This window comes from Pseudoxanthomonas sp. Root630, from assembly GCF_001427585.1.
Taxonomy (GTDB): Bacteria; Pseudomonadota; Gammaproteobacteria; order Xanthomonadales; family Xanthomonadaceae; genus Pseudoxanthomonas_A.
In genome coordinates, this window is the sequence record NZ_LMGY01000015.1 from 46,951 (window position 1) to 70,060 (window position 23,110).

The 23,110-nt window shown below is 69.0% G+C and carries 16 protein-coding genes; 14 read left to right on the forward strand and 2 right to left on the reverse strand.

Annotated features, from left to right (window positions below):
* The first annotated feature begins 174 nt into the window (after positions 1-174).
* From ASD72_RS10465 to ASD72_RS10515, 11 genes are all read left to right on the forward strand, one after another.
* On the forward strand, positions 175-1,809 hold the full coding sequence (locus ASD72_RS10465; RefSeq protein WP_056879895.1) for a TldD/PmbA family protein: 1,635 nt from the start codon (positions 175-177) through the stop codon (positions 1,807-1,809).
* A 23-nt stretch (positions 1,810-1,832) separates the two neighbouring features.
* Positions 1,833-3,167 carry a TldD/PmbA family protein gene (locus ASD72_RS10470; protein ID WP_056879896.1) on the forward strand — a complete coding sequence of 445 codons (1,335 nt, stop codon included), beginning with the start codon at positions 1,833-1,835 and terminating at the stop codon, positions 3,165-3,167.
* Between the two features lie 46 nt (positions 3,168-3,213).
* Entirely contained in the window at positions 3,214-3,924 is a 711-nt protein-coding gene (locus tag ASD72_RS10475; protein WP_056879897.1) for a DUF4159 domain-containing protein, read from the forward strand.
* Between the two features lie 21 nt (positions 3,925-3,945).
* Entirely contained in the window at positions 3,946-4,941 is a 996-nt protein-coding gene (locus ASD72_RS10480; RefSeq protein WP_056879898.1) for a MoxR family ATPase, read from the forward strand.
* 10 nt (positions 4,942-4,951) lie between these two features.
* Positions 4,952-5,842: a DUF58 domain-containing protein gene (locus ASD72_RS10485; RefSeq protein ID WP_056879899.1), complete on the forward strand. Its 891-nt coding sequence runs from the start codon at positions 4,952-4,954 to the stop codon at positions 5,840-5,842.
* Positions 5,839-6,993: a BatA domain-containing protein gene (locus ASD72_RS10490; RefSeq protein WP_056879900.1), complete on the forward strand. Its 1,155-nt coding sequence runs from the start codon at positions 5,839-5,841 to the stop codon at positions 6,991-6,993. Before ASD72_RS10485 ends, ASD72_RS10490 begins: the two co-directional genes overlap by 4 nt.
* Positions 6,990-9,158 carry a hypothetical protein gene (locus tag ASD72_RS10495; RefSeq protein WP_056879901.1) on the forward strand — a complete coding sequence of 723 codons (2,169 nt, stop codon included), beginning with the start codon at positions 6,990-6,992 and terminating at the stop codon, positions 9,156-9,158. Before ASD72_RS10490 ends, ASD72_RS10495 begins: the two co-directional genes overlap by 4 nt.
* Positions 9,155-10,981 carry a hypothetical protein gene (locus ASD72_RS10500; RefSeq protein WP_056879902.1) on the forward strand — a complete coding sequence of 609 codons (1,827 nt, stop codon included), beginning with the start codon at positions 9,155-9,157 and terminating at the stop codon, positions 10,979-10,981. The genes ASD72_RS10495 and ASD72_RS10500 overlap by 4 nt, the downstream gene beginning before the upstream one ends.
* A gap of 58 nt (positions 10,982-11,039) precedes the next feature.
* Positions 11,040-11,405, forward strand: a complete 366-nt coding sequence (locus tag ASD72_RS10505) for an I78 family peptidase inhibitor (protein WP_056879903.1) — start codon at positions 11,040-11,042, stop codon at positions 11,403-11,405.
* A 240-nt stretch (positions 11,406-11,645) separates the two neighbouring features.
* Positions 11,646-16,118 (forward strand): glutamate synthase large subunit, encoded by a 4,473-nt coding sequence (gene gltB, locus ASD72_RS10510; RefSeq protein ID WP_056879904.1) that lies wholly within the window; start codon positions 11,646-11,648, stop codon positions 16,116-16,118.
* 205 nt (positions 16,119-16,323) lie between these two features.
* Complete coding sequence (locus ASD72_RS10515; protein WP_056879905.1) at positions 16,324-17,772, forward strand: FAD-dependent oxidoreductase; 1,449 nt, start codon at positions 16,324-16,326, stop codon at positions 17,770-17,772.
* Between the two features lie 42 nt (positions 17,773-17,814).
* On the opposite strand, the gene ASD72_RS10520 is transcribed toward ASD72_RS10515, so the two are convergent.
* Positions 17,815-18,870, reverse strand: a complete 1,056-nt coding sequence (locus ASD72_RS10520; protein ID WP_056879906.1) for an NAD(P)-dependent alcohol dehydrogenase — start codon at positions 18,868-18,870, stop codon at positions 17,815-17,817.
* 147 nt (positions 18,871-19,017) lie between these two features.
* Here ASD72_RS10520 and ASD72_RS10525 point away from each other — a divergent pair, with 147 nt between their 5' ends.
* The 3 genes from ASD72_RS10525 (at position 19,018) to ASD72_RS10535 (ending at position 21,782) form a co-directional block, all read left to right on the forward strand.
* Positions 19,018-19,902, forward strand: a complete 885-nt coding sequence (locus tag ASD72_RS10525; protein WP_056879907.1) for a methylglyoxal synthase — start codon at positions 19,018-19,020, stop codon at positions 19,900-19,902.
* Positions 19,903-20,019: 117 nt separating this feature from the next.
* The gene (locus ASD72_RS10530; RefSeq protein WP_056879908.1) at positions 20,020-21,195 is read left to right on the forward strand and encodes a benzoate/H(+) symporter BenE family transporter; all 1,176 of its coding nucleotides are present in this window, start codon (positions 20,020-20,022) and stop codon (positions 21,193-21,195) included.
* Between the two features lie 128 nt (positions 21,196-21,323).
* Complete coding sequence (locus ASD72_RS10535) at positions 21,324-21,782, forward strand: PepSY domain-containing protein (RefSeq protein ID WP_056879909.1); 459 nt, start codon at positions 21,324-21,326, stop codon at positions 21,780-21,782.
* A gap of 51 nt (positions 21,783-21,833) precedes the next feature.
* Here the strand turns inward: ASD72_RS10535 and ASD72_RS10540 are convergent, their stop codons facing one another.
* Positions 21,834-23,108 carry a TCR/Tet family MFS transporter gene (locus ASD72_RS10540; RefSeq protein WP_056879910.1) on the reverse strand — a complete coding sequence of 425 codons (1,275 nt, stop codon included), beginning with the start codon at positions 23,106-23,108 and terminating at the stop codon, positions 21,834-21,836.
* Between the last annotated feature and the right edge of the window lie 2 nt (positions 23,109-23,110).

Consider the following 23,110-nt stretch of genomic DNA (forward strand, 5'->3'; position numbering starts at 1 on the left):
TCGTGGCGACCACAGGCAGGATGTCTGTCATGTATGCCGAAAGTCATTTGACGCTGTCTCCACGTGGGCGCAAGAATCCGGGACGACCTGCGCGGTGGTGAAGGCGCAGGCCGGAATGCTCCCGTCGCAGTGCCCCGCCTGCCGCCCGGCAGGCCCAACCGGTGGAGAATTGCCTTGCAACGTCGTGACTTCCTGGCCATGACCGGCCTCAGCCTGGGCGGCCTGATGGTGCCGTCCTTCCTCGGCAAGGCGATCGCCGCCGAGCAACTCCAGTCCACCCTCGACGTCGCCTTCAAGAAGCGCCTCGCCGATGCCGCCCTCGCCGCGGCCAAGCAGGCCGGCGCGACCTACTGCGACGTGCGCATCGGGCGCTACCTGCGCCAGTTCGTGATCACCCGCGAGGACAAGGTGCAGAACGTGGTGAACACCGAGTCCACCGGCGCCGGCATCCGCGTGATCGCCAACGGCGCCTGGGGCTTCGCCGCCACCAACACGCTGACCGCCGAGGGCGTGGCCGCCGCCGCGCGCCAGGCCGCCGCCATCGCCAAGGCCAACAGCAAGACCCAGACCGCGCCGGTGCAGCTGGCCAAGGCGCCGGGCTTCGGCGAGGTGTCGTGGAAGACGCCGATCAAGAAGAACGCGATGGACGTGCCGATCAAGGACAAGGTCGACCTGCTGCTGGGCGTCAACGCCGCGGCGATCAATGCCGGTGCGGACTTCGTCAACTCGATGATGTTCCTGGTCAACGAGCAGAAGTACTTCGCCAGCACCGACGGCTCCTACATCGACCAGGACGTGCACCGCATCTGGGTGCCGATGACGGTCACCGCCATCGACAAGGCCAGCGGCAAGTTCCGCACCCGCGACGGCCTGTCCTCGCCGATGGGCCTGGGCTACGAGTACCTGGACGGCGATGCCAGCCAGAAGTTCGCCACGCCGAACGGCGTGATCAACTACGGCCTGTCCTACGACATGAAGGAAGACGCCATCGCCTCGGCCAAGCAGGCGCGCGCGAAGCTCACGGCGCCGTCGGTGAAGCCGGGCAAGTACGACCTGGTGCTGGACCCCTCGCACACCTGGCTGACCATCCACGAATCGGTCGGCCACCCGCTCGAGCTCGACCGCGTGCTCGGCTATGAAGCCAACTACGCCGGTACCAGCTTCGCCACCCTGGACAAGCGCGAGCAGCGCTTCCAGTACGGCAGCGAGCTGGTCAACCTGTTCGCCGACAAGACCCAACCCGGCAGCCTGGGCGCGGTCGGTTACGACGACGAAGGCGTGAAGACCAAGCGCTGGGACCTGGTGAGCGCCGGCAAGCTGGTCGATTACCAGACCATCCGCGACCAGGCCCATATCCTGGGCAAGACCGAATCCGACGGCTGCTGCTACGCCGACTCCTGGAGCAGCGTGCAGTTCCAGCGCATGGCCAACGTATCGCTGGCCGCCGGCAAGGCCAAGCTGTCCGTGGCGGACATGGTGAAGAACGTCGAGAACGGCATCTACATCATCGGCGACGGCTCGTTCTCGATCGACCAGCAGCGCTACAACGCGCAGTTCGGCGGCCAGCTCTTCTACGAGATCAAGAACGGCAAGATCACCCAGCAGATCGAGGACGTGGCCTACCAGATCCGCACGCCGGAGTTCTGGAACGCCTGCGCCGCCGTCTGCGACGAAAGCGACTACCGCCTGGGCGGTTCGTTCTTCGACGGCAAGGGCCAGCCCGGCCAGGTGTCCGCGGTCTCGCACGGGTCGTCCACCGCGCGCTTCAACGGCATCAACGTCATCAACACCGCCCGCTCGCTCGGCTGATCGGCGCAAGGAGACCCTAGAACATGAGCATCCTCACCGAAGCGCAGGCCAAGGCCATCCTGGACAAGGTCATCGCGCTGTCCACCGCCGACGAATGCACCGCGTCCCTCACCGGTTCCGTGGACGGCAACATCCGTTTCGCGCTTAACAACGTTTCCACCAGCGGCATCGTCAGCAACACCGACCTGGGCGTGCAGGTGGCGTTCGGCAAGCGCGTGGGCATCGCGACGATCAACGAATTCGACGACGCCGCGCTGGAACGCGTGGTCCGCCGCGCCGAAGACCTCGCCCGCCTGGCGCCGGAGAACCCCGAGTTCATGCCGGCCGTCGAGAAGCAGACCTACAAGGCCAGCCCCACCTTCAGCGAATCCACTGCCGCGATCACGCCGGAATTCCGCGCCCAGGTCGCCGCCGATTCGATCGGTCCGTGCAAAGCGGAGAAGCTGATCGCCGCCGGCTTCCTCGAAGACGGCCAGAGCTTCGTCGCCTTCGCCAACAGCAAGGGCAACTTCGGCTACCAGCGCGCGACCGGGTTCAACTACACCTGCACGGTGCGCACCGAGGACGGCCGCGGTTCGGGCTGGGTCGGCCGCAACCTGAAGGACGCGAGTGCGTTCAAGGCCGACAGCGACATCCGCACCGCGATGCGCAAGGCCAGCGAATCGGCCGAAGCCAAGGCGCTGGAACCGGGCAAGTACACGGTGATCCTGGAGCCGGCCGCGGCCGCAGGCCTGATCTCCTTCATGATGAATTTCTTCGACGCACGCCAGGCCGACGAAGGCCGCAGCTTCCTGTCCAAGAAGGGCGGCGGCAACAAGCTGGGCGAGCAGGTCTACGACCCGCGCGTGAACATCAGCGCCGACCCGTGGCACCCCGGTGCGGAAGTGATGCCGTGGGACGGCGAAGGCCTGCCGCGCGAGAAGATGGCCATCGTCGAGAACGGCAAGATCGCCAACCTGGAGTACTCGCGCTTCTGGGCACAGAAGCAGGGCAAGCGCGCGATCGGTTCGCCCGGCAACCTGCTGGTGGCCGGCGGCACCAAGTCCACGGCCGAACTGGTCGCCGGCACGCAGAAGGGCATCCTCGTCACGCGCACCTGGTACATCCGCATGGTCGATCCGCAGACCGTGCTGCTGACGGGCCTGACCCGCGACGGCACGTTCTACATCGAGAACGGGCAGATCAAGCACCCGGTGAAGAACTTCCGCTTCAACGAATCGCCGGTGATCATGCTCAACAACATCGAAGAGCTGGGCAAGCCGGTGCGCGTGGCCGGCGACGAGTCCAGCTTCGTGATGATGATCCCGCCGATGAAGCTGCGCGACTTCACCTTCACGTCGCTGTCGGACGCCGTCTAAGCGCCTTTGAGGATCCGCCCTCCCGCAGGCCGGGAGGGCACCCCCCATGAACCTCACGCGCGCGCAGTTCCTCCGCCTGCTCACCGGCGGCCTGGCTGGCGCCATGCTGGCCGGGCCGACGCGGAGCGCGCGCGCGGCCGGTAACTACGATTTCCATTTCACCCGGCTGAAGTACGACTCCGGCGACTGGGACGTGGACGCGCGCATGCCGTCCAACCTGATCACCTCGCTGATCGATTACACCACGATGCGCGTGGACCCGAAGGAACACGTGCTGGCGCTGTCCGACCCGCGCATGCTCGCCGCCCCGTTCTGCTACCTGGCCGGGCACAAGCTGGTCGAGTTCAACCCGGTGGAGCGCCGCCACTTCGAGCGTTACGTGCGCAACGGCGGCTTCGTGTTCGTCGACGACTGCAACCACGACATCGACGGCCTGTTCGCCAAGTCGTTCGAGGCGCAGATGGCGTCGATCTTCGGCGCGAAGGCGATGAAGAAGCTGCCGAACACGCACGCGATCTATTCTTCGTTCTTCAAGTTCGACGGCCCGCCGGCCACCAGCTTCGAGCTCAACGGCTGGGGCGACGACCTGGTACACGAGTACCTGCAGGGCATCGAGATCAACGGCCGCCTCGGCGTGCTCTACAGCAACAAGGACTACGGCTGCGAGTGGGACTACGACTGGCGCAACAAGCGCTTCCTGGCCGAGGACAACACCAAGTTCGCGGTCAACCTCGTGATCTACGCGCTGACCACCTGACGCACTTCTTCCCGGACCCCCATGAACGCATCCATCACCGAATCCGACCTCCAGCAGCAGCTCGCCACGCTGGGCGAACTCCGCGCCGCCATCGGCCAGGCCATCGTCGGCCAGCAGGACGTGGTGGAGCAGCTGCTGATCGGCCTGCTCGCCGGCGGCCACTGCCTGCTCGAAGGTGTGCCCGGCCTGGGCAAGACGCTGCTGGTGCGCTCGCTGGGCGAGGCATTGCACCTGCAGTTCCGTCGTGTGCAGTTCACCCCCGACCTGATGCCGAGCGACATCCTCGGCACCGAGCTGCTGGAGGAAGACCACGGCACGGGACATCGCCACTTCCGCTTCCAGCCCGGGCCGATCTTCACCAACCTGCTGCTCGCCGACGAACTCAACCGCACGCCGCCGAAGACCCAGGCCGCATTGCTGGAGGCGATGCAGGAACGCACCGTCAGCTACGCCGGCACCACGCATGCCCTGCCCTCGCCGTTCTTCGTGCTGGCCACGCAGAATCCGCTCGAACAGGCCGGCACCTACCCGTTGCCGGAAGCGCAGCTGGACCGTTTCCTGCTGCACATCCGCGTGGACTACCCCACCGAGCAGGAAGAACACGACATCCTGGCGCAGACCACCGGCCGCGCCGGCGGCGCGGTGCCGCGCGTGATGGAAGGCGAGGCCGTCCTCGCGCTGCAGAAGCATGTGCGCGACGTGCATGTCAGCGAGGACCTGCTGCGCTGGATCACCAAACTGGTCCGTGCCAGCCGGCCCGGCGACGGCGTGCCCGAGGAAATCCGCAAGTACGTGCGCTGGGGCGCCGGTCCTCGCGCGGGCCAGTCGCTGGTGCTCGCCGCGAAAGCGCGCGCGCTGCTGCATGGGCGCCTGGCGGCGACCCGCGAGGATATCGTCGCACTGGCGAAGCCGGTGATGCGCCACCGCCTGCTGCTGTCGTTCGCCGCCGAGGCCGAACAGGTCAGCGCGGACGACGTGATCGCCGCGCTGCTGCGCGGCGTGCCGCTCGCCGCCTGATCGACCGCCCATGGCGCACGACCTGATCCCCGCCGACGTCCGCAGCCGGTTGAAGGACCTGCGGCTGACCGCGCGCCGTGCGATCGGCGCGCAGGGGATCGGCGTGCACCACAGCCGCAGCCGCGGCGCCGGCCTGGAGTTCGCGCAGTACCGCGCCTACGAGCCCGGCGACGAGCTGCGCCAGATCGACTGGAAACTTTACGCGCGCTCGGACCGCTTCTTCGTGCGCGAAGCCGAGCGCGAGAGTCCGCTGACGGTGTGGATCGTGCTCGACGCGACCGCCTCGATGGCGCAACGCGACGGCACGCGCGGCACGCGTTTCGACGCCGCGCGCAGCCTCGCGGCCTGCGTGGCCGAATTGGCGCTGCGCCAGGGCGACCGCTTCGGCCTGCTCGTGCTGCACGGCGATGGCGTGCGCCTGGTCGCGCCTGGAAACGGCGCGCGCCAACGCGACCAGCTGCTGCTCGCGCTCCACGGCCTGCGCGCGGACGGTGCATTCCCCGCGCAGGAACGGTTGGGCCCGGTGTTCGAACGCATCGGTGCCGGCGATCTGGTGCTGGTACTCAGCGACTGGTTCGATGACGCCATGCCGGCGCTGGTGGAGCGACTCGCCGCCGCGCGGCGCGAGGTGCTGGCGATCCAGCTGCTGACCGCCGAGGAGCGCGACTTCCCCTACGCCGGTGGCCACCGCTTCCGTGACCCGGAAACCGGCGAGGAGCTGCTGGGCGATGCGGCGGCCCTGCGCGCGGACTACCTGCGCCGCTTCGCGGATGCCCAGGATGTACTCGATGCACGCCTGGATGCCGCCGGTATCCGCCATGCGCGCCATTACACCGACCAGCCGCTGGACCTGCCGCTGCGCCGGCTGTTCGGCGCGCGCGACGCGGCGGAGTACGCATGAGCCTGGCGTTCCTGCTGCCGGCCGGCCTGGCCGCGTTCGCGGCGTTGCTGCTGCCGCTGCTGCTGCATCTCGCGCGCCGGCACGAGCAGACGCCGACCGACTTCGCCGCGCTGCGCTGGCTGCGGCAGAACCCGAAACCGCGCCACCGCATCCGCTTCGACGAATGGCCGCTGCTGCTGCTGCGCCTGCTGCTGCTTGCGTTGCTTGCGCTCTGGCTGGCCCGGCCGGTGTTGTCGGGCCTGGACGACACGCGGCCGTGGACGGTCGCCGTGCCCGGCGTGGAGGCCGACGCCGCACGCGCGACCCCCGATGCGCGCACGCAGCTGCACTGGCTGGCGCCGGGCTTCCCGCCGCTGGATGAGCCGATGCCCATCGGCACGCCCGCCATCGGCAGCCTGTTGCGGCAGCTGGACGCCGAACTGCCGCCCGGCGTCGCACTGACCGTGATCGTGCCCGCGACGCTGCAGGGCGCCGATGCCGAACGGCCTGCGCTGTCGCGCGCGGTGACATGGAAGATCGTCGAGGGCGCGATGCCGGCATCGTCGGCGAAGATCCTGCCGCCCCCTTCACTGACGGTCCGCCATCCGGTGGGCGACGACAGCGCGCTGCGCTATCTGCGTGCCGCCGCACGCGCGTGGCAGCCGAGCGGCACCGCGACCGTGCAGATCGCGACGAGCGATGCGCCGCTGCCTCCGCCGACGCAGCCACTGGTGTGGCTGGTGCCCGGACCGGCGCCTGCTTCGGTCACGGAATGGATATCGACCGGCGGCACCGCGCTGCTGGCCCGTGAAAGCACGCTGGACGGGATCGCGATGTCGTCGGTGCCGTGGCGCGATGCCGAGGGTGCGCCGCTGGTCGAGAGCGCCACGCACGGCCAGGGCCGGGTGATGCGCTTCACCCGGTCATTGCGGCCCGGAGCGATGCCGGCGCTGGTCGATGCCGATTTCCCGCACCGTTTGCGCGCCTTGTTCGACGGTCCCACCGCTGTGCCCATGCGCGTGCTGGCGACGGACTACGCGCCGGCCCGCGGTGGCGCGACCTATCCCGTCGCACCGCGCGATCTGCAGCCCTGGCTCGCGCTGCTGATCGCGTTGCTGGTGCTGGTGGAACGCTGGATGGCCACGCGGCGCACGCGGAGCGTGGCGCCATGACGTTGTCCGCGTTCGACCGCCTTGCCCAGGTCCGCCGCCACGCAGCGCTCGGCCAACTGGTATTGGGTGCACCGATCCCCATCGCGCTCACCGGCGTGCTGGGGCGCTTCGCATCGCCCGCAGTCGCCGTGACCGTCGCGCTGGCCGCGATCGCGCTGCTCGCCGCACTGGCCTGGCGACGGACACGCGCGTTCGACACCGCCTGGCTGGTGCGCCAGCTGGACGCGCGCCGCAAGGACCTCGACGACAGCAGCGATCTGCTGCTGTCGCCGCCCGCCTCGCTGACCCCGTTGCAGCACCTGCAGCAGGCGCGCGTCCGCGAACGGTTGCGCAACCAGCCCGCACCCGACCTGCGCACGCCCTGGCCGTGGCCGCGCATCGTGGCGATGTGGCTGGTGGCCGGCATCGTGATCGCCGTGGCGGCGCTGTGGCCTGCGCGCACACCGGTGGCGGGCACGCTCGCACCTGCGGACGAAGAGGCACCGATCATTCCCGGCGTCCCGCGCCTGGTCGGCCAGCGCTTGCACGTCGCGCCACCGTCCTACACGGGCCAGCCGCCGCGCGACGAAGCCACGCTCGATGCGAAAGCCCCCGTGGGCTCGCGACTCGCCTGGACACTGCGTTTCGAACCGCAGCCGACCCGGGCGGATCTCGTTTTCCACGACGGCCAGCGGATCGCACTGCAACGCGACGGCGACACCTGGCAGGCGACGCAGGTGCTGGCGAAGTCCACCCTGTACCGCGTGGTGGCCGCCGGCACCGAGGCGCAACCGCCGTCGAAACTCCGGCGGCTGGATGCCATTCCCGATCGCGCACCGCAGGTGAAGGTGCTGGCGCCCGACCGTGGGCTCAGCCTGGTGGCGGTCGGACAGACGCGCTGGGCGCTCGCCTTCGAAGCGCGCGACGACTACGGCGTCGCCGCGGCCGCCACGCTGAAGCTGACGCTGGCCCAGGGCAGCGGCGAGAACATCGCGTTCAAGGAACAGGCGATGACGCTGCACGGCACCGGCCCCGCGACGGCGCGCCGGTTCGCCGCCTCGCTGGACCTGAAGGCACTCGGCATGGCCGTCGGCGACGACCTGATCGCGCAGCTCACCGTGCGCGACACGCGCGCGCCGACGCCGCAGACCGCGCAGAGCCCCGGCCTGATCCTGCGCTGGCCGGCGGACCTGGGCCAGGAAAGCACGGGGCTGGAAGGACTGGTGAAGAAGGTGATGCCGGCCTACTTCCGCAGCCAGCGCCAGATCATCATCGACGCGGAAGCGCTGCAGAAGCAGAAGCGCGGGCTGGCGGCGGACACGTTCGTCACGCGCTCCGACGCGATCGGCGTGGACCAGCGCATCCTGCGGCTGCGCTACGGCCAGTTCCTCGGCGAGGAAGCCGAGGGCGAGCCGCAACCGCCGCCAACCAGCGATGCCGACGACGACCATGCGGACGACGACGGACACGATCACGCCGAAACTCCGACCGCCGCGCAGGACGGCCACGACCACGCCACGTCGGCCACCGGCAAGGACTTCGGCCGCGAAGCCGACGTGCTGGAAGCCTACGGCCACACCCACGACCACGCCGAAGCCGCGACGCTGCTCGACCCCGACACGCGCGCCACGTTGAAGAAGGCGCTGGACCAGATGTGGCAGTCGGAACTGCACCTGCGCCAGGGCCAGCCGGACCGCGCACTGCCGTTCGCGTACAAGGCGCTGGAGTACATCAAGCAGGTACAGCAGGCGACGCGCATCTACCTGGCGCGCGTGGGACCGGAGCTGCCGCCGATCGACGAGACGCGCCGGATGGGCGGCGACCGCAAGGGCATCGCAGCGCGCGCGCTCGGCCCGCTCGAACGGATGCCCGATGAGGTCGACGTGGCCCCTGCACGCGCATGGCGCGCCCTGGCCAACGATCGCGCGCCGGCGGATGGCGCGGACCTGGACGCACTGCACGCCTGGCTGCGTGCGAACGAGGCGCGCGTGCCGGATGCGCTGGACCTGTTCGCCGCCATCGACGAAGTGCGTGGCGATCCGACCTGCGCGGCATGCCGCGCGCGCCTGCGCGCGCTGCTGTGGTCGGCCTCGCCGCAACCGCCGGCGCAGGTCCCGCGTCGGACCGCGCCGGATGATGCCGGCCGCCGCTATCTCGATGCCCTGCAGCAGGAGCCCGCGCGATGACCCTGTCCGCACTCCTGCCCTGGCTGCTGGCCGGCCTGCTTACCCTCGGCGTGCTGCTCGCGTGGGCGCGCCTGATCGCGCGACGTCGCGGTGCTTCCGCGGAAGCGCGCGGATCCCGCGCGCGCTTCCTGCTGCTGTGTGCGCTGCAGCCGGTCTGCGCCCTGCTGCTGTACGTCACCCTGCTGCCCCCGCGCCAGGCTTCGATGCCCGGCACGCTCGTGGTGATGACCGCGAACGCCGGACAGGTCGCCCTGCCCGCGGCACTGCAGGGCCAGCCCCGCGTCGCCCTGCCGGAGGCCGCGGCCTCCGACGGCAGCGAGCGCGTGCCGGACCTGGACACTGCGCTGCGCCGGCATCCGGACGTGGGCACGCTGCATGTCGTCGGCGACGGACTGGAAGCCCGCGACCGCGATGCGCTCGGCGACCGGCGCATCGTGTTCTCACCCGCCGCCTTGCCGCGCGGTGTCGTCGAACTGGCGCCGGTGGGCGTCGTGGCGCCGGGCGACACCTTCGTCGCCAGCGGACGCGTGAACGGCGTGCCGAACGCGACGGTGGTGCTGTTCGATCCCGCGGGCCAGCGCATCGATGCCGGGCCGGTGGATACGCTGGGCCGTTTCCGCCTCACCGGCGTCGCCCGCCTGCCGGGCCCGGCGCTGTTCCGGGTGGAGGTGCGGGAAGCCGGCGGCGGGGTGGCCGATGCCGCGTCGTTGCCGGTCTGGACGCAGCCGACGCCTCCGCCCCGCGTGTGGGTGCTCGCCGGTGCGCCCAATGCCGAAGGGAAGTACCTGCGCCGCTGGGCGATGGATGTGGGCATCCCGCTCCACCTGCAGGTCAACCTGGGTGGCGGCATGCAGGTCGGCGACGCGCCGTTGCCGATGAACGCCGACACGTTGCGCCGCTTCGACCTGCTGGTGCTCGACGCGCGCAGTGCCGCGGGACTCGGCGAAGGACAACGTGCGGCGCTCGGCGCGGCCGTGCGCGACGGGCTGGGCGTACTGGTCCGCGCGGACGGACCGATTCCCCCGCCGCTGCAACGGTTGTTGGGCATCCCGGCGGTGGGCACGGACGAGGTCGAGTTCCGCCTGCCCCGCCCCGCGCCGGACGACGACGCCTGGCGCGCACGACGCGGCGCGGGCACGGCGGACCTGCCGGTGGATACCGATGCGGTGCCTGGCGGCCTGCCCGTTCTCACCCACCGGATGGCGCGGATGCCGGCGGGTGACGACATTCCGCTGCTGCGGGACGCTGGCGGCGCGCCGGTCGCGTGGTGGCATGCGGTGGGCCGGGGCCGCGTGGGGCTGTGGACGCCGGGCGATACCTACGCGCTGGTGCTGGCGGGCCACGCCGACCTGCATGCCGCGCTGTGGTCGCAGGCGTTCGCCACGCTGGCACGCGCGGGCACGCAGGCCATCGCCGCGACGCCCGACGGCGCGCGCGTGGGCGAACGCGCGACGCTGTGCGGCATCGCCGGCGCGGCCCAGATCGTCGCGCCCGACAGCACCACGACACGGGTACTGCGCGATCCCGCGACAGGCAGCGCGCGCTGCGCGGGCTTCTGGCCGCGAAGCGCGGGCTGGCATCAGCTGAGGGTGGGCGACGCCGCGACGCCGTTCTTTGTCCGCGGCGAAGACGATGCGCCGTCGCTGCACCGCGCCGACCTCCAGGCGCAAACACGATCCCGCGCGGGTGCGAAGGGTACGGACATGGCATCGCCATCGGCCACGGAAGGCGCACGCGGGCCGGCCTGGCCCTGGTTCCTCGCCTGGCTTTGCGCGAGCGCGCTGCTATGGTGGCTCGAACGCAGGCGCACCCCGGTCGGTTAACGACTCTCGAATGTCCGGTGCGCAATCCTTCCTGCAATCTCACCTTCCGGAGTTCCGCATGATCCGAACCGCGATCCCCGCCCTGCTGTTGACCCTGTCGCTGGCCGCCTGCTCTTCGCCCGAGGCCGACGAACAGACCGCCGCCGCCGAACAGTCCCAGGCCGCGGCCAGCGAAGCGGCCACGCCGCCCGCCGCCGAGCCCGCGCCGGCCGAACTCGCCGGCAGCTGCGACGACACCCAGGCGCAGTGGATCATCGGCAAGACCGCGAGCGAGGCGGACATCGAACAGGCCAAGACCGACAGCAAGTCCGAAGCCGTGCGCGCGCTGAAGCCGGGCGACGCCGCGACGATGGACTTCAATCCGAACCGCCTGAACATCATCCTCGACGAGAAGGGCGCGGCGACCTCGGTCAACTGCGGCTGACGCCTCGCCCCGCGTCCATCGGACGACGAAACCGCCCGCGTCGCCGCGGGCGGTTTTTTGTTGTCCGGCGGACACGGTTTTGCCTCGCGAAAAGTTGCCTTTGCAACCAATGAGTGGTGCGTCAGAGGTGTTGTTGCGGCGTCGCAACATCTATGGTCTAGTCGGATTTCCGGTGACATTTCGAAGTGCCGCTGCGCGGGCAGGGCACGGTGTCGCCGTCACTCCGGTTTGAGGCAAGACATGGCCCCTCGCAATCGCCAAGGCGGCTTTGACCAGGGTCTCTACGACCCGAACGACGAACGCGACGCCTGCGGCTTCGGCATGATCGCGCAGCTCGACGACCAGCCCTCGCGTGCGCTGGTCGATACCGCCATCGCCGCGCTCTCGCGCATGACCCATCGTGGCGGTGTGGCCGCCGACGGCCTCACCGGCGACGGCTGTGGCCTGCTGATCCGCAAACCGGAGGCTTTCCTCCGCGCGCTCGCCGCCGAATCCGGCATCGCGCTGGGCGCGCGCTTCGCCGCCGGCCTGGTGTTCCTGCCGCACGACGAGGTGCAGGCCGCGCAGTGCCGGGCCGCCCTGGAAGCCGAACTGTTCCGCACCGGCGTGGCGGTGAAGGGCTGGCGCGTGCCGCCCACCAACGACGCCGTCTGCGGCCAGCTGGCCAAGGACACGCTGCCGCGCATCGAACAGCTCTACGTCGAGGCCGACGAAGGGCAAAAGGACGAAGCCTTCGCGCTGGCGCTGTTCCTCGCGCGCCGCCGGGCCGAACAGCAGCTGCGCACGACCGTGCCCGATTTCTACGTGGTCACGCTGTCGCCGCATGCGATCGGCTACAAGGGCATGGTGTTGCCGGACAAGCTGTCGACGTTCTTTCCGGACCTGCAGCGCAGCGAGCTGGCCAGCAGCGCGGTGGTGTTCCACCAGCGCTTCTCCACCAACACGCTGCCGCGCTGGCCGCTGGCGCACCCGTTCCGCCTGCTGGCGCACAACGGCGAGATCAACACCATCGAGGGCAACCGCCGCTGGGCGCAGGCGCGCAGCAAGGTGTGGAAGACGCCGCGCTTCGACATCGGCGAGTTCGACCCGGTCATCTCCATGCACGGCTCCGATTCCCAGAGCCTGGACAACATGCTGGAGCTGCTGGTCGCCGGGGGCATGGAGCTGATCCAGGCATTGCGCATCCTGGTGCCGCCGGCGACGCAGTCGCTGGAATTCAAGGACGCCGACCTGGCCGCGTTCTACGAGTTCTACGGCCTCAACACCGAACCGTGGGACGGCCCGGCCGGCATCGTCTCGATGGACGCGCGCTATGCCGCGTGCACGCTGGACCGCAACGGCCTGCGTCCCGCGCGCTGGATGCTGACCAGCGACCGCCACTTCATCGTCGCCAGCGAAGCCGGCGTGTGGGAAGTGCCGGCCGAACGCGTCACCCGCAAGGGCAAGCTCGGTCCGGGCGAGATGATGGCCATCGACCTGCGCCGCGGCGACCTGCTCGACAGCGAAGCGGTGGACCGCATCAACCGCGGCCGCGCGCCGTACAAGCAGTGGCTGCACCAGGGCGTGACCTACCTGCAGACCGAGCTGATCGATCCGTCGCTGGTCGAGGAACCCTTCGACGAACGCACGCTGCGCGGCTACCACAAGCTGTTCCAGCTCTCGACCGAGGAAGTGGAGCAGGTGCTGCGTCCCCTCGCCGAGACCGAGCAGGAAGCCACCGGCTCGATGGGCGACGACACCCCGATGGCGGTGCTCAGCCGGCAGACGCGCCCGCTGTACGACTACTTCCGGCAGGCGTTCGCGCAGGTCACCAACCCGCCGATCGATCCGCTGCGCGAAGACTGCGTGATGTCGCTGACCACCCAGCTGGGCCGGGAGACCAACATCTTCCACGCCGGCCCGGAGACGGTGAACCACGTCATCCTCAATTCGCCGGTGCTGAGCCAGCGCAAGCTGCGGCAGTTGCTGAAGATGCCGCAGTACGTCGAGAAGAACCGCCTGATCGACCTGTCCTATTCGCACGAGGAAGGCCTGAAGGCCGGCCTGGAGCGGATCTGCCGCGAGGCCGAACAGGCGGCGCGCGACGGCGACGTCATGCTGCTGCTGTCGGACCGCTACCCGCAGCCGGGCCGGCCGATGGCGCATGCGCTGCTCGCCACCGGCGCCGTGCACCACCACCTTTGCCGCGTGGGCCTGCGCTGCGACGCCAACCTGATCGTCGAGACCGGCACCGCACGCGATCCGCACCACATGGCCTGCCTGATCGGCGTGGGCGCCACCGCGGTGTATCCGTACCTGGCCTACCAGACGCTGTTCGACCTGGGCCGGCGCGGCATCCTGCAGATCAAGAAGGGCGGCGAGCAGGCGCAGATCGGCCGCAGCTACCGCAAGGGCATCTACAAGGGCCTGTCGAAGATCATTTCGAAGATGGGCATCTGCACCATCAGCAGCTACCGCGGCGCGCAGCTGTTCGAAATCGTCGGCCTGGATCCGGACGTCGTCGACCTGTGCTTCGCCGAGACGCCGTCGCGGATCGGCGGCGTGGGGTTCGAACGCCTCGACCTGGAGGCGCGCCAGCTCGATGCGCGTGCGTGGAACGACCGCGAATCGCCGGAAGTCGGCGGCCTGCTGAAGTACGTGCACGGCGGCGAGTACCACATGTACAACCCGGACGTGGTGATGACGCTGCAGCGCGCGACGCGCACCGGCGACGCCCGCGACTGGCAGGCCTACGCGGACGCCGTGAACTCGCGCCCGCCTTCGGCACTGCGCGATCTGCTGCAGCTGAAGAAAGCCGACACGCCGACCCCGCTGAACGAAGTAGCCGACGCCACCGACCTGCTGCGTCGCTTCGACACCGCGGCGATCTCGCTGGGCGCGTTGTCGCCGGAAGCGCACGAGGCGCTCGCCATCGCGATGAACCGGCTCGGCGGCCGCAGCAACTCCGGTGAAGGCGGCGAAGACCCCGCGCGCTATGGCACCGAGAAGCGCAGCAAGATCAAGCAGGTGGCTTCCGGCCGCTTCGGCGTGACGCCGGAGTACCTGGTCAATGCCGAAGTGCTGCAGATCAAGGTCGCGCAGGGCGCCAAGCCCGGCGAAGGCGGCCAGCTGCCGGGCCACAAGGTCAACGAGCTGATCGCGCGCCTGCGCTACGCCAAACCCGGCATCGGCCTGATCTCGCCGCCGCCGCACCACGACATCTATTCGATCGAAGACCTCGCCCAGCTGATCTACGACCTCAAGCAGATCAACCCGACGGCCCTGGTCTCGGTGAAGCTGGTCAGCCATGCGGGCGTCGGCACGATCGCCGCCGGCGTGGTGAAGGCAGGCGCGGACCTGATCACCATCTCTGGCCACGACGGCGGCACCGGCGCCAGCCCGGTGAGCTCGATCCGCTATGCGGGCGTGCCATGGGAACTCGGCGTGGCCGAAGCGCACCACGCGCTGGTCGTGAACCAGTTGCGCGACCGCACCGTGCTGCAGACCGACGGCGGCCTGAAGACCGGCCTGGACGTGGTCAAGGCCGCGCTGCTCGGCGCCGACAGCTTCGGCTTCGGCACCGGTCCGATGATCGTGCTGGGCTGCAAGTACCTGCGCATCTGCCACCTCAACAACTGCGCCACCGGCGTGGCCACGCAGGACGAGCGCCTGCGCACGCAGTACTTCACCGGCCTGCCCGAGCGCGTGGAGAACTTCTTCCGCCTGCTGTCCGAGGAAGTGCGGCAGTGGCTGTCGTACCTGGGTGCGCGTTCGCTCGACGAGATCGTCGGCCGCACCGACCTGCTGCAGCAACTCGACGTGTCGCCCCGCGAAGGCGTGAACGTCGATCTGTCGCGCCTGCTGAAGGGTGCGCAGTTCGACAGCAGCAGCTGCGCGGCGCAACGCCTGTACGAATCGCCGGACAGCCTGGCCACGCAGCTCGATGGTTTGCTCGCCGAGCCGATCCGCAAGAAGAGCGGCGGCGACCATCGCTTCCTGATCCACAACACCGACCGCAGCATCGGCACCCGCCTGTCCGGCGCCATCGCGCGCCAGCACGGCAACCAGGGCATGGCCGATGCGCCGCTCAACCTGCGCTTCCGCGGCACCGCGGGGCAGAGCTTCGGCGCATTCAACGCCGGCGGCCTGCAGATGGAGCTGGAAGGCGAAGCCAACGACTACGTGGGCAAGGGCATGGCCGGCGGCCGGCTGGTCGTGCGTCCGCCGCGCGGCGCGCGCTTCGAGGCTCGCAACACACCCATCATCGGCAACACCTGCCTGTACGGCGCGACGGGTGGCGAGCTGTTCGCCGCCGGTCGCGCGGGCGAGCGTTTCGGCGTGCGCAATTCCGGCGCGCTGGCCGTGATCGAAGGCGCCGGCGACCACTGCTGCGAGTACATGACCGATGGCATCGTGCTGGTGCTGGGCAAGGTGGGCCTGAACTTCGGCGCCGGTTTCACCGGTGGCCTGGCCTACGTGCTCGACCTGGACCGCGATTTCGTCGACCGCTACAACCACGAACTGATCGACATCCACCGCATCAGCCCGGAAGGCTTCGAGAGCCATCGCCAGCACCTGCACACGCTGATCAGCCGCCATCGCGAACTGACCGGCAGCATCTGGGCGCAGCAGATCCTCGATGAGTTCCGCGACTACGTGGGCAAGTTCTGGCTGGTGAAGCCGAAGGCCGCGAGCATCGATTCGTTGAACGAGACCCTGCGGAGGGCGGCGTGAGCACGCTCCACCTCTCTCCTCCCCCCTTGCGGGGGAGGATGCCCGCAGGGCAGGAGAGGGGACGCGAGCGCAGCGACGCGTGCCTTCCTCTCCGTGCACTCGACGCGATGACGTGGCGCTTTGCTGCAACGGGCTCCGGCTCACCCTCTCCTGGCCTTCGGCCACCCTCTCCCGTCAAGGGAGAGGGACAGCAGGTACTGTCCTCATGAGCAAGAAGCAGGTATTCCAGTTCCTCGACCTGCCGCGGACGATGCCGCAGCGCATCCCGCTCGAGTTGCGCACGTCCGGCGACTGGGGCGAGCTGTACGGCAAGTTCGGCAAGGAGGAAGCGCAGTACCAGGCGGGTCGCTGCCTCGACTGCGGCAATCCCTACTGCAGCTGGAAATGCCCCGTGCACAACGCGATCCCGCAGTGGCTGCAGCTGGTGCAGGAGAACCGCATCGAGGAAGCTGCGGCGCTCTGCCATTCCACCAACCCGCTGCCGGAAGTCTGCGGCCGCGTGTGCCCGCAGGACCGCCTCTGCGAAGGCAGCTGCACGCTGGAGGAATTCGGCGCGGTCACCATCGGTGCAGTGGAGAAGTACATCGTCGATACCGCGCTGGCCAATGGCTGGCGCCCGGACCTGAGCGACGTGCAACCGACCGGCAAGCGCGTCGCCGTCGTCGGGGCGGGGCCGGCCGGCCTCGGTTGCGCGGATCGTCTGGCGCGCGCCGGCATCCAGGCCGTGGTCTACGACCGTTACGAGCAGATCGGCGGCCTGCTGCAGTTCGGCATTCCCAGCTTCAAGCTCGACAAGAGCGTCATCGCGCAGCGTCGCGAGGTGCTGGAAGGCATGGGCGTGGAATTCCGCCTGGGCGTGGAGATCGGCCGCGACCTGACGCTCGCGCAGCTGCTGGAAGAGTACGACGCGGTCTTCCTCGGCACCGGCGCGTACCGCTATACCGACGGTGGCCTGCCCGGCCAGGACCTGGACGGCGTGCTGCCGGCGCTGCCCTTCCTGGTGCAGAACGGCCGCATCGTCAGCGGCAACGATCCCTGGGGCCGCGCCATCGCCGGTTGGGAAGACAAGCTGCAGCTGCCGGATCTGCAAGGCAAGCGCGTGGTCGTGCTCGGCGGCGGCGATACCGGCATGGACTGCGTGCGCAGTGCGATCCGCCTGGGTGCGGCGAAGGTGACCTGTGCCTACCGCCGCGACGAGGCCAACATGCCCGGTTCCGCGCGTGAAGTCGCCAATGCGCGCGAGGAAGGCGTGCGCTTCCTGTTCAACCGCCAGCCGCTCGGCATCGTGGCCGGCGACGACGGCAAGGTCGCCGGCGTGCAGGTGGTCGAAACGAAGCTCGGCGAGCCCGACGAACGCGGCCGCCAGAACGCGGTGCCGGTCGAAGGCAGCGAATCGGTGCTGGAAGCGGACGTGGTGATCATCGCGTTCGGTTTCTCGCCGACCGTGCCGTCGTGGCTGGCGGACGTGGGCGTGGAAGGCACGCCGAACGGCCGCATCGTCGCCGGCGGCGGCGATCGCCTGCCCTTCCAGACCACGCACCCGAAGCTGTTCGCCGGCGGCGACGCCGTGCGTGGCGCCGACCTGGTGGTCACCGCGGTCGCCGAGGGACGCGACGCGGCGGGCAGCATCGCGACGTTGCTGCTGAACTCCTGAACGAAGAGCCGGGCGATGCCCGGCTCTTTTCGTCGGCGTGGCTCAAGCCTTCAGCGTCGCCATGTCGATGACGAAGCGGTACTTCACGTCGCCCTTCAGCATGCGCTCGTAGGCGTCGTTGATCGCGTCCATCGGGATCACCTCGATGTCCGACACGATCCCGTGCTTGGCGCAGAATTCCAGCATTTCCTGGGTTTCACGGATGCCGCCGATGGCCGAGCCGGCCAGCGACCGCCGCTTGAGCATCAGGCCGAACACGTTCGGCGAAGGATGCGGCGTGGCCGGTGCGCCTACCAGCACCATGGTGCCGTCGCGCGCCAGCGTATTGAGCAACGCATCCAGGTCATGCGGCGCGGCTACCGTGTTGATGATGAAATCGAGCTTGGCCGCCTGGGCCGCCATCTGATCCGGATCGCGCGACACCACCACTTCCGACGCGCCGAGGCGCAGCGCGTCCTCGCGCTTGTTCTCCGAGGTGGTGAACAGCACCACGTGCGCGCCCATCGCCTTGGCGATCTTCACCGCCATGTGGCCCAGGCCGCCGAGGCCGACCACGCCCACCTTCTTGCCGGGACCGATCTTCCAGTGGGCGAGCGGTGAATAGGTGGTGATGCCGGCGCACAGCAGCGGCGCCACCGCGGCCAACTGGTCTTCGTCGTGGGTGATGTGCAGCACGTACTTCTCATCGACGACGATCTGGTCCGAATAGCCGCCGTAGGTGTTCTCGGTACCCCCGAAGATGGAACCGTTGTACGTCCCGGTGAAACCGGTCTCGCAGTACTGTTCGTCTCCCGCGCGGCAGGAGGCGCATTCGCGGCAGCTGTCGACGATGCAGCCGATGCCGGCCAGGTCGCCGACCTTGAAGTCCCTTACCGAGTTACCGACCGCGCTGACGCGGCCGACGATCTCGTGGCCCGGGACCGATGGATACAGCGTGTTGCGCCATTCATTGCGGGCGGTATGTAGATCCGAATGGCAGACGCCGCAATACAGGATATCGATGCGCACATCGTGCGGGCCGGGTTCGCGGCGCTCGAAGGCGAACGCGGTCAGGGGTTGATCGGCGCTGCGCGCCGCATAACCGTGAGCAGCACTCATGGAATTCTCCGGTCGGGGAATGGGCAGGCCATTCTAGGTAGCCCTCTGTTACGGACAATGCCGATTTCCCGCGCGTCCTTGCCTGATCCTGCACGGCCCGCGGGGCTTGGCTTAGACTGGCGTTCTCCCACTCAACGATGTCGTCGCATGCGCCTCGGACTGGCCGCCAACCGTCTTCACCACCACACCGAGGACGCGGCGCTGTTCCGCTGGCTGCGGGCGTGCGAGCCCGGCATCCGCGACCTGCGGCTCGCGCTGCATGCGGTGGGACGCACGCATGATGCGATCGCCGCCGCCGGCATGCTGCGCGGCTACGACGGGCTCAAGCGGTATCCGTACGGCCGCGATGGCGGGCTGATGAAGCTGGTGGCGGAGGTCGTCGGCCTGGAAGGCGCCGAGCGCAGCCTCGACGGTGCGATCTACTTCATCGATCCGGTCGATCCGTCCTCGATCTTCCCCGAAGCCACGGCGCTGAAGCGCCAGTGCGTGATCCACGGCAAGCCGTTCCTGTCGACGGTGGCCTCGGCGCGCGACTGGATCGAGATGGAGCGCATCCACGCCGGCCTCGCGCCCGACCGTGGCGCGGACCGCTTCCACGCGCTGGAGTCGCAGACGCTGGCGCTGATCGCGCACGATGCGATGAAGCCGCAGATGCTCGCGTTCGCCGACGCGCACTTCGATGTGCTGTCGCGCTTCGCGCACCGCATGGCGACCGGCACCACCGGCCTGCGCCTCAACGAACTGGCCTGGAGCCGCGGCTGGCCGCAGGACGTGCCCTGGGTGGAGCGCTTCCAGAGCGGCCCGCTCGGCGGCGACGCCCAGATCGCCGACCGCGTGCTGGAGCATCGCTGCCAGCGCGTGATCTTCTTCGAGGATCCGCACGTGGCGCGCCAGCACGAGGCCGATATCCAGTTGCTGGAGCGCGCGGTGACCACGGTGACCGACGAAGCGGTGTGCACCACGTCGCTGGCCGTCGCGCGACGATGGTGCGAAGCGGTCAACAAGCGCCATGCTGTTGTAGGAGCGACGTAAGTCGCGACCGCACGCCCGGACCTCCTGCGGATGACCCCTTCAGCAGATTCATAGAAACGGATAGTTTCATTCTCGCGGTCGCGACTTACGTCGCTCCTACAGGAACAGCAGCAACGTATGAGCGCCACACCTCGCCATCTCCTGAAAGACCTCTCACCCTCCGCCATCGCGGCCGGCTTCGTCACCGTGCTGGTCGGCTTCGCCAGTTCGGCCGTGATCGTGTTCCAGGCGGCGCAGTCGCTGGGCGCGTCGCCGGAAGAAATCTCGTCGTGGATGTGGGCGCTCGGCCTGGGCATGGGCCTGACCTGCATCGGCCTGTCGTTGCGTTACCGCATGCCGGTGGTGACCGCGTGGTCCACGCCCGGCGCGGCCATGCTGATCAGCAGCGTCGCCGGGTTACCGCTGTCGGATGCGATCGGCGCGTTCCTGCTGTCGGCGCTGCTGATCACCGTGTGCGGATTCTCCGGCTTCTTCGAACGGATGATCAGCCGCATCCCGGTGTCGCTCGCGTCCGGCATGCTGGCCGGCGTGCTGCTGCGCTTCGGCATCGACGCGTTCGCGTCCATGAAGACGCAACTCGGCATGGTGCTGACGATGTTCGCGGTCTACCTGCTCGCACGCCGCCTGCTGCCGCGGTATGCGGTGATCCTCACGTTGCTGGTCGGTATCGCGTTCGCGGGTGCGCTGGGGCTGCTGCGCGTGGACGGATTGTCGTTGCAGCTGGCGAAGCCGATCTTCACGACCCCGACGTTCTCGTTCGCCGCCATCGTCGGCATCGCGCTGCCGTTGTTCATCGTGACGATGGCCTCGCAGAACGTCCCCGGCGTGGCGGTGATCCGCGCGTCCGGGTATCCGATTCCGATCTCGCCGGTCGTCGGCTGGACCGGCGTGGTCAACCTGGTGCTGGCGCCGTTCGGTGCGTTCGCGCTCAACCTGGCCGCGATCACGGCGGCGATCTGCATGGGCCGCGAAGCGCATGAAGATGCAGCGCGCCGGTATGTGGCGGCCATCGCGGCCGGCGTGTTCTACCTGATCGTCGGCCTGTTCGGTGCGACGGTGGCGGCATTGTTCGCCGCCTTCCCGAAGGAACTGATCCTCGCCATCGCCGGCATCGCGCTGCTGGGCACCATCGGCAACAGCCTGGCGGCGGCATTGCGCGAGGAAGCAGAGCGCGAGCCCGCACTGGTGACGTTCCTCGTCACCGCATCGGGGTTGTCGCTCGCGGGCATCGGTTCCGCGTTCTGGGGCCTGCTCGCGGGCGTGGTGACGCTGCTGGTGCTGCGTCGCACCTAGCGCGTGTTTGTGCGCCGCTCATGCGGGTGAACGCGGCGTGGAGTGTTCAGTTTCAGCGGCACGGATTCACCTGGGGGTGATGGGCGCGCGGGCAGGATCGGTCCACGCCATCCCGATAGGAGATTTCCATGCAGACCATTCGCCACCGCCATCGCCTGTTGACGCTCGCCGCCCTCGCCGCGCTGTCCGGCGCCGCGTTCGCGCAGGCGCCTGCGCCGACCGCCGGCAAGGACGCGTTGAAGGAGCCGCAGGTGCGCGCCCTGCTGACCGAGAAGGGCTACACCAGCATCGACGACCTGGATTTCGAAGACGGCCAGTGGGAGACCGATGCGACCAGCGCCAACGGAGACCGCGTCGATGTGCGCATCAACCCGGCCAGCGGCGACATCGTGGCCGAGAAGCTGGTCTCCAATCTCAGCGAGAACGACGTCAAGGCGAAGCTGGCGGCCGCCGGCTATTCCAAGGTGCATGACGTCGACTTCGACGACGGCGTCTGGAAGGCGGAGGCCGAACGCGCCGACGGCAACGACGTCGAGATCCACCTGGCCGCCAACACCGGCGAGATCATCCACGTCGAGAACGATTGATCCATCGCCCTCGCTGCGCAACGAAGAAGGCCGCCCCAGGGCGGCCTTCTTTCATATCGTGGGCGTCTGCGGTCTGGGCCGCGCGAATCGCCATCCGACCAGCATGCCGCAGAACAGCAGGATCGCGGCAAGAAACCACGGGGCACCGGGGACATGGGCGGGCGCCTGCTTGCCGATGAACAGCGCAAAGGTGCCCGCGAACAACAGCGGGCCGATGACGCCCGCCAGGCTTGCGAGACTCATCAGCGCGCCCTGCATGCGTCCCTGCTCACGCTCATCCACTTCACGCGTGATCAACGACTGTGTCGCGGGCGTCGCCAGCGCCCATAGCGCACTGATGGGCAGTCCGAGCAGGAAGGCGGTGCCGGCCGGTGCCCAGCCGTAAACGACGAAGCCGAGCGCGCCACACGCCAGGCCAAGCAGCAATGTCCTGCGCTCGCCGAGTCTTTTCACCACGCGTCCGATCAGCAGGGCGTTCACGATGACGCTCAGGACGCCCACCGCCGCCAACACCCAGCCGACTTCCTTCGGGCCCCATTGGAAGCGGTAGCCGGCGAACAGCACGAACACGCTGGGATAGACGAAGTGCGCGAGGTTCGCGATGAAGACGACGGCGACCAGGCCGAACACCTGCGGATAGCGCTTGAGCAACACCAGCGAACCGAAGGGATTGGCGTGCTTCCAGTCGATGCGGCTGGTCCGCTTCTCCGGCGCGAGCGATTCGGGAAGCACGAACCAACCGTAGAGGAAGTTCAACATCGCCAACCCTGCGGAGAACCAGAACGGAAGACGCAGATCGATGTCGCCCAGCGCGCCACCGATCAGGGGACCGATGACGAACCCCACGCCGAACGCCGCGCCGATCATGCCGAAGGCCTGCGCGCGCCGCTCCGGCGGAGTGACGTCGGCGATGTACGCGTTCGCCGTGGTGAAACTCGCCGAGAAGACACCCGAGAAGACTCGCGCCAGCAGGAGCAGCGGCAACGTGCCGGCGACCGCCATCAGGACGAAGTCGGCGGCCAGGCCCAGACACGAAAGAAGGATCACCGGCCGGCGTCCGAAGCGGTCGGACAGCGCGCCCTGCACGGGCGAGCTGATGAATTGGATGGCGTAGAACACCGTGCCGAAGATCCCGACCCAGATCGCAGCGCGCGCCGCATCGCCACCGGTGAACTGCTTCACCAGATCCGGCAACACCGGGATGATCACGCCGAACGACAGGATGTCGATCAGCACCGTGACGAAGATGAAGACCAGGGCGGCGCGGCGGCCTGCGTGTGCGGGAGCTTCGGCGTTCACGGAGCGAACCGGCGAAAAGGTGCGCAAGT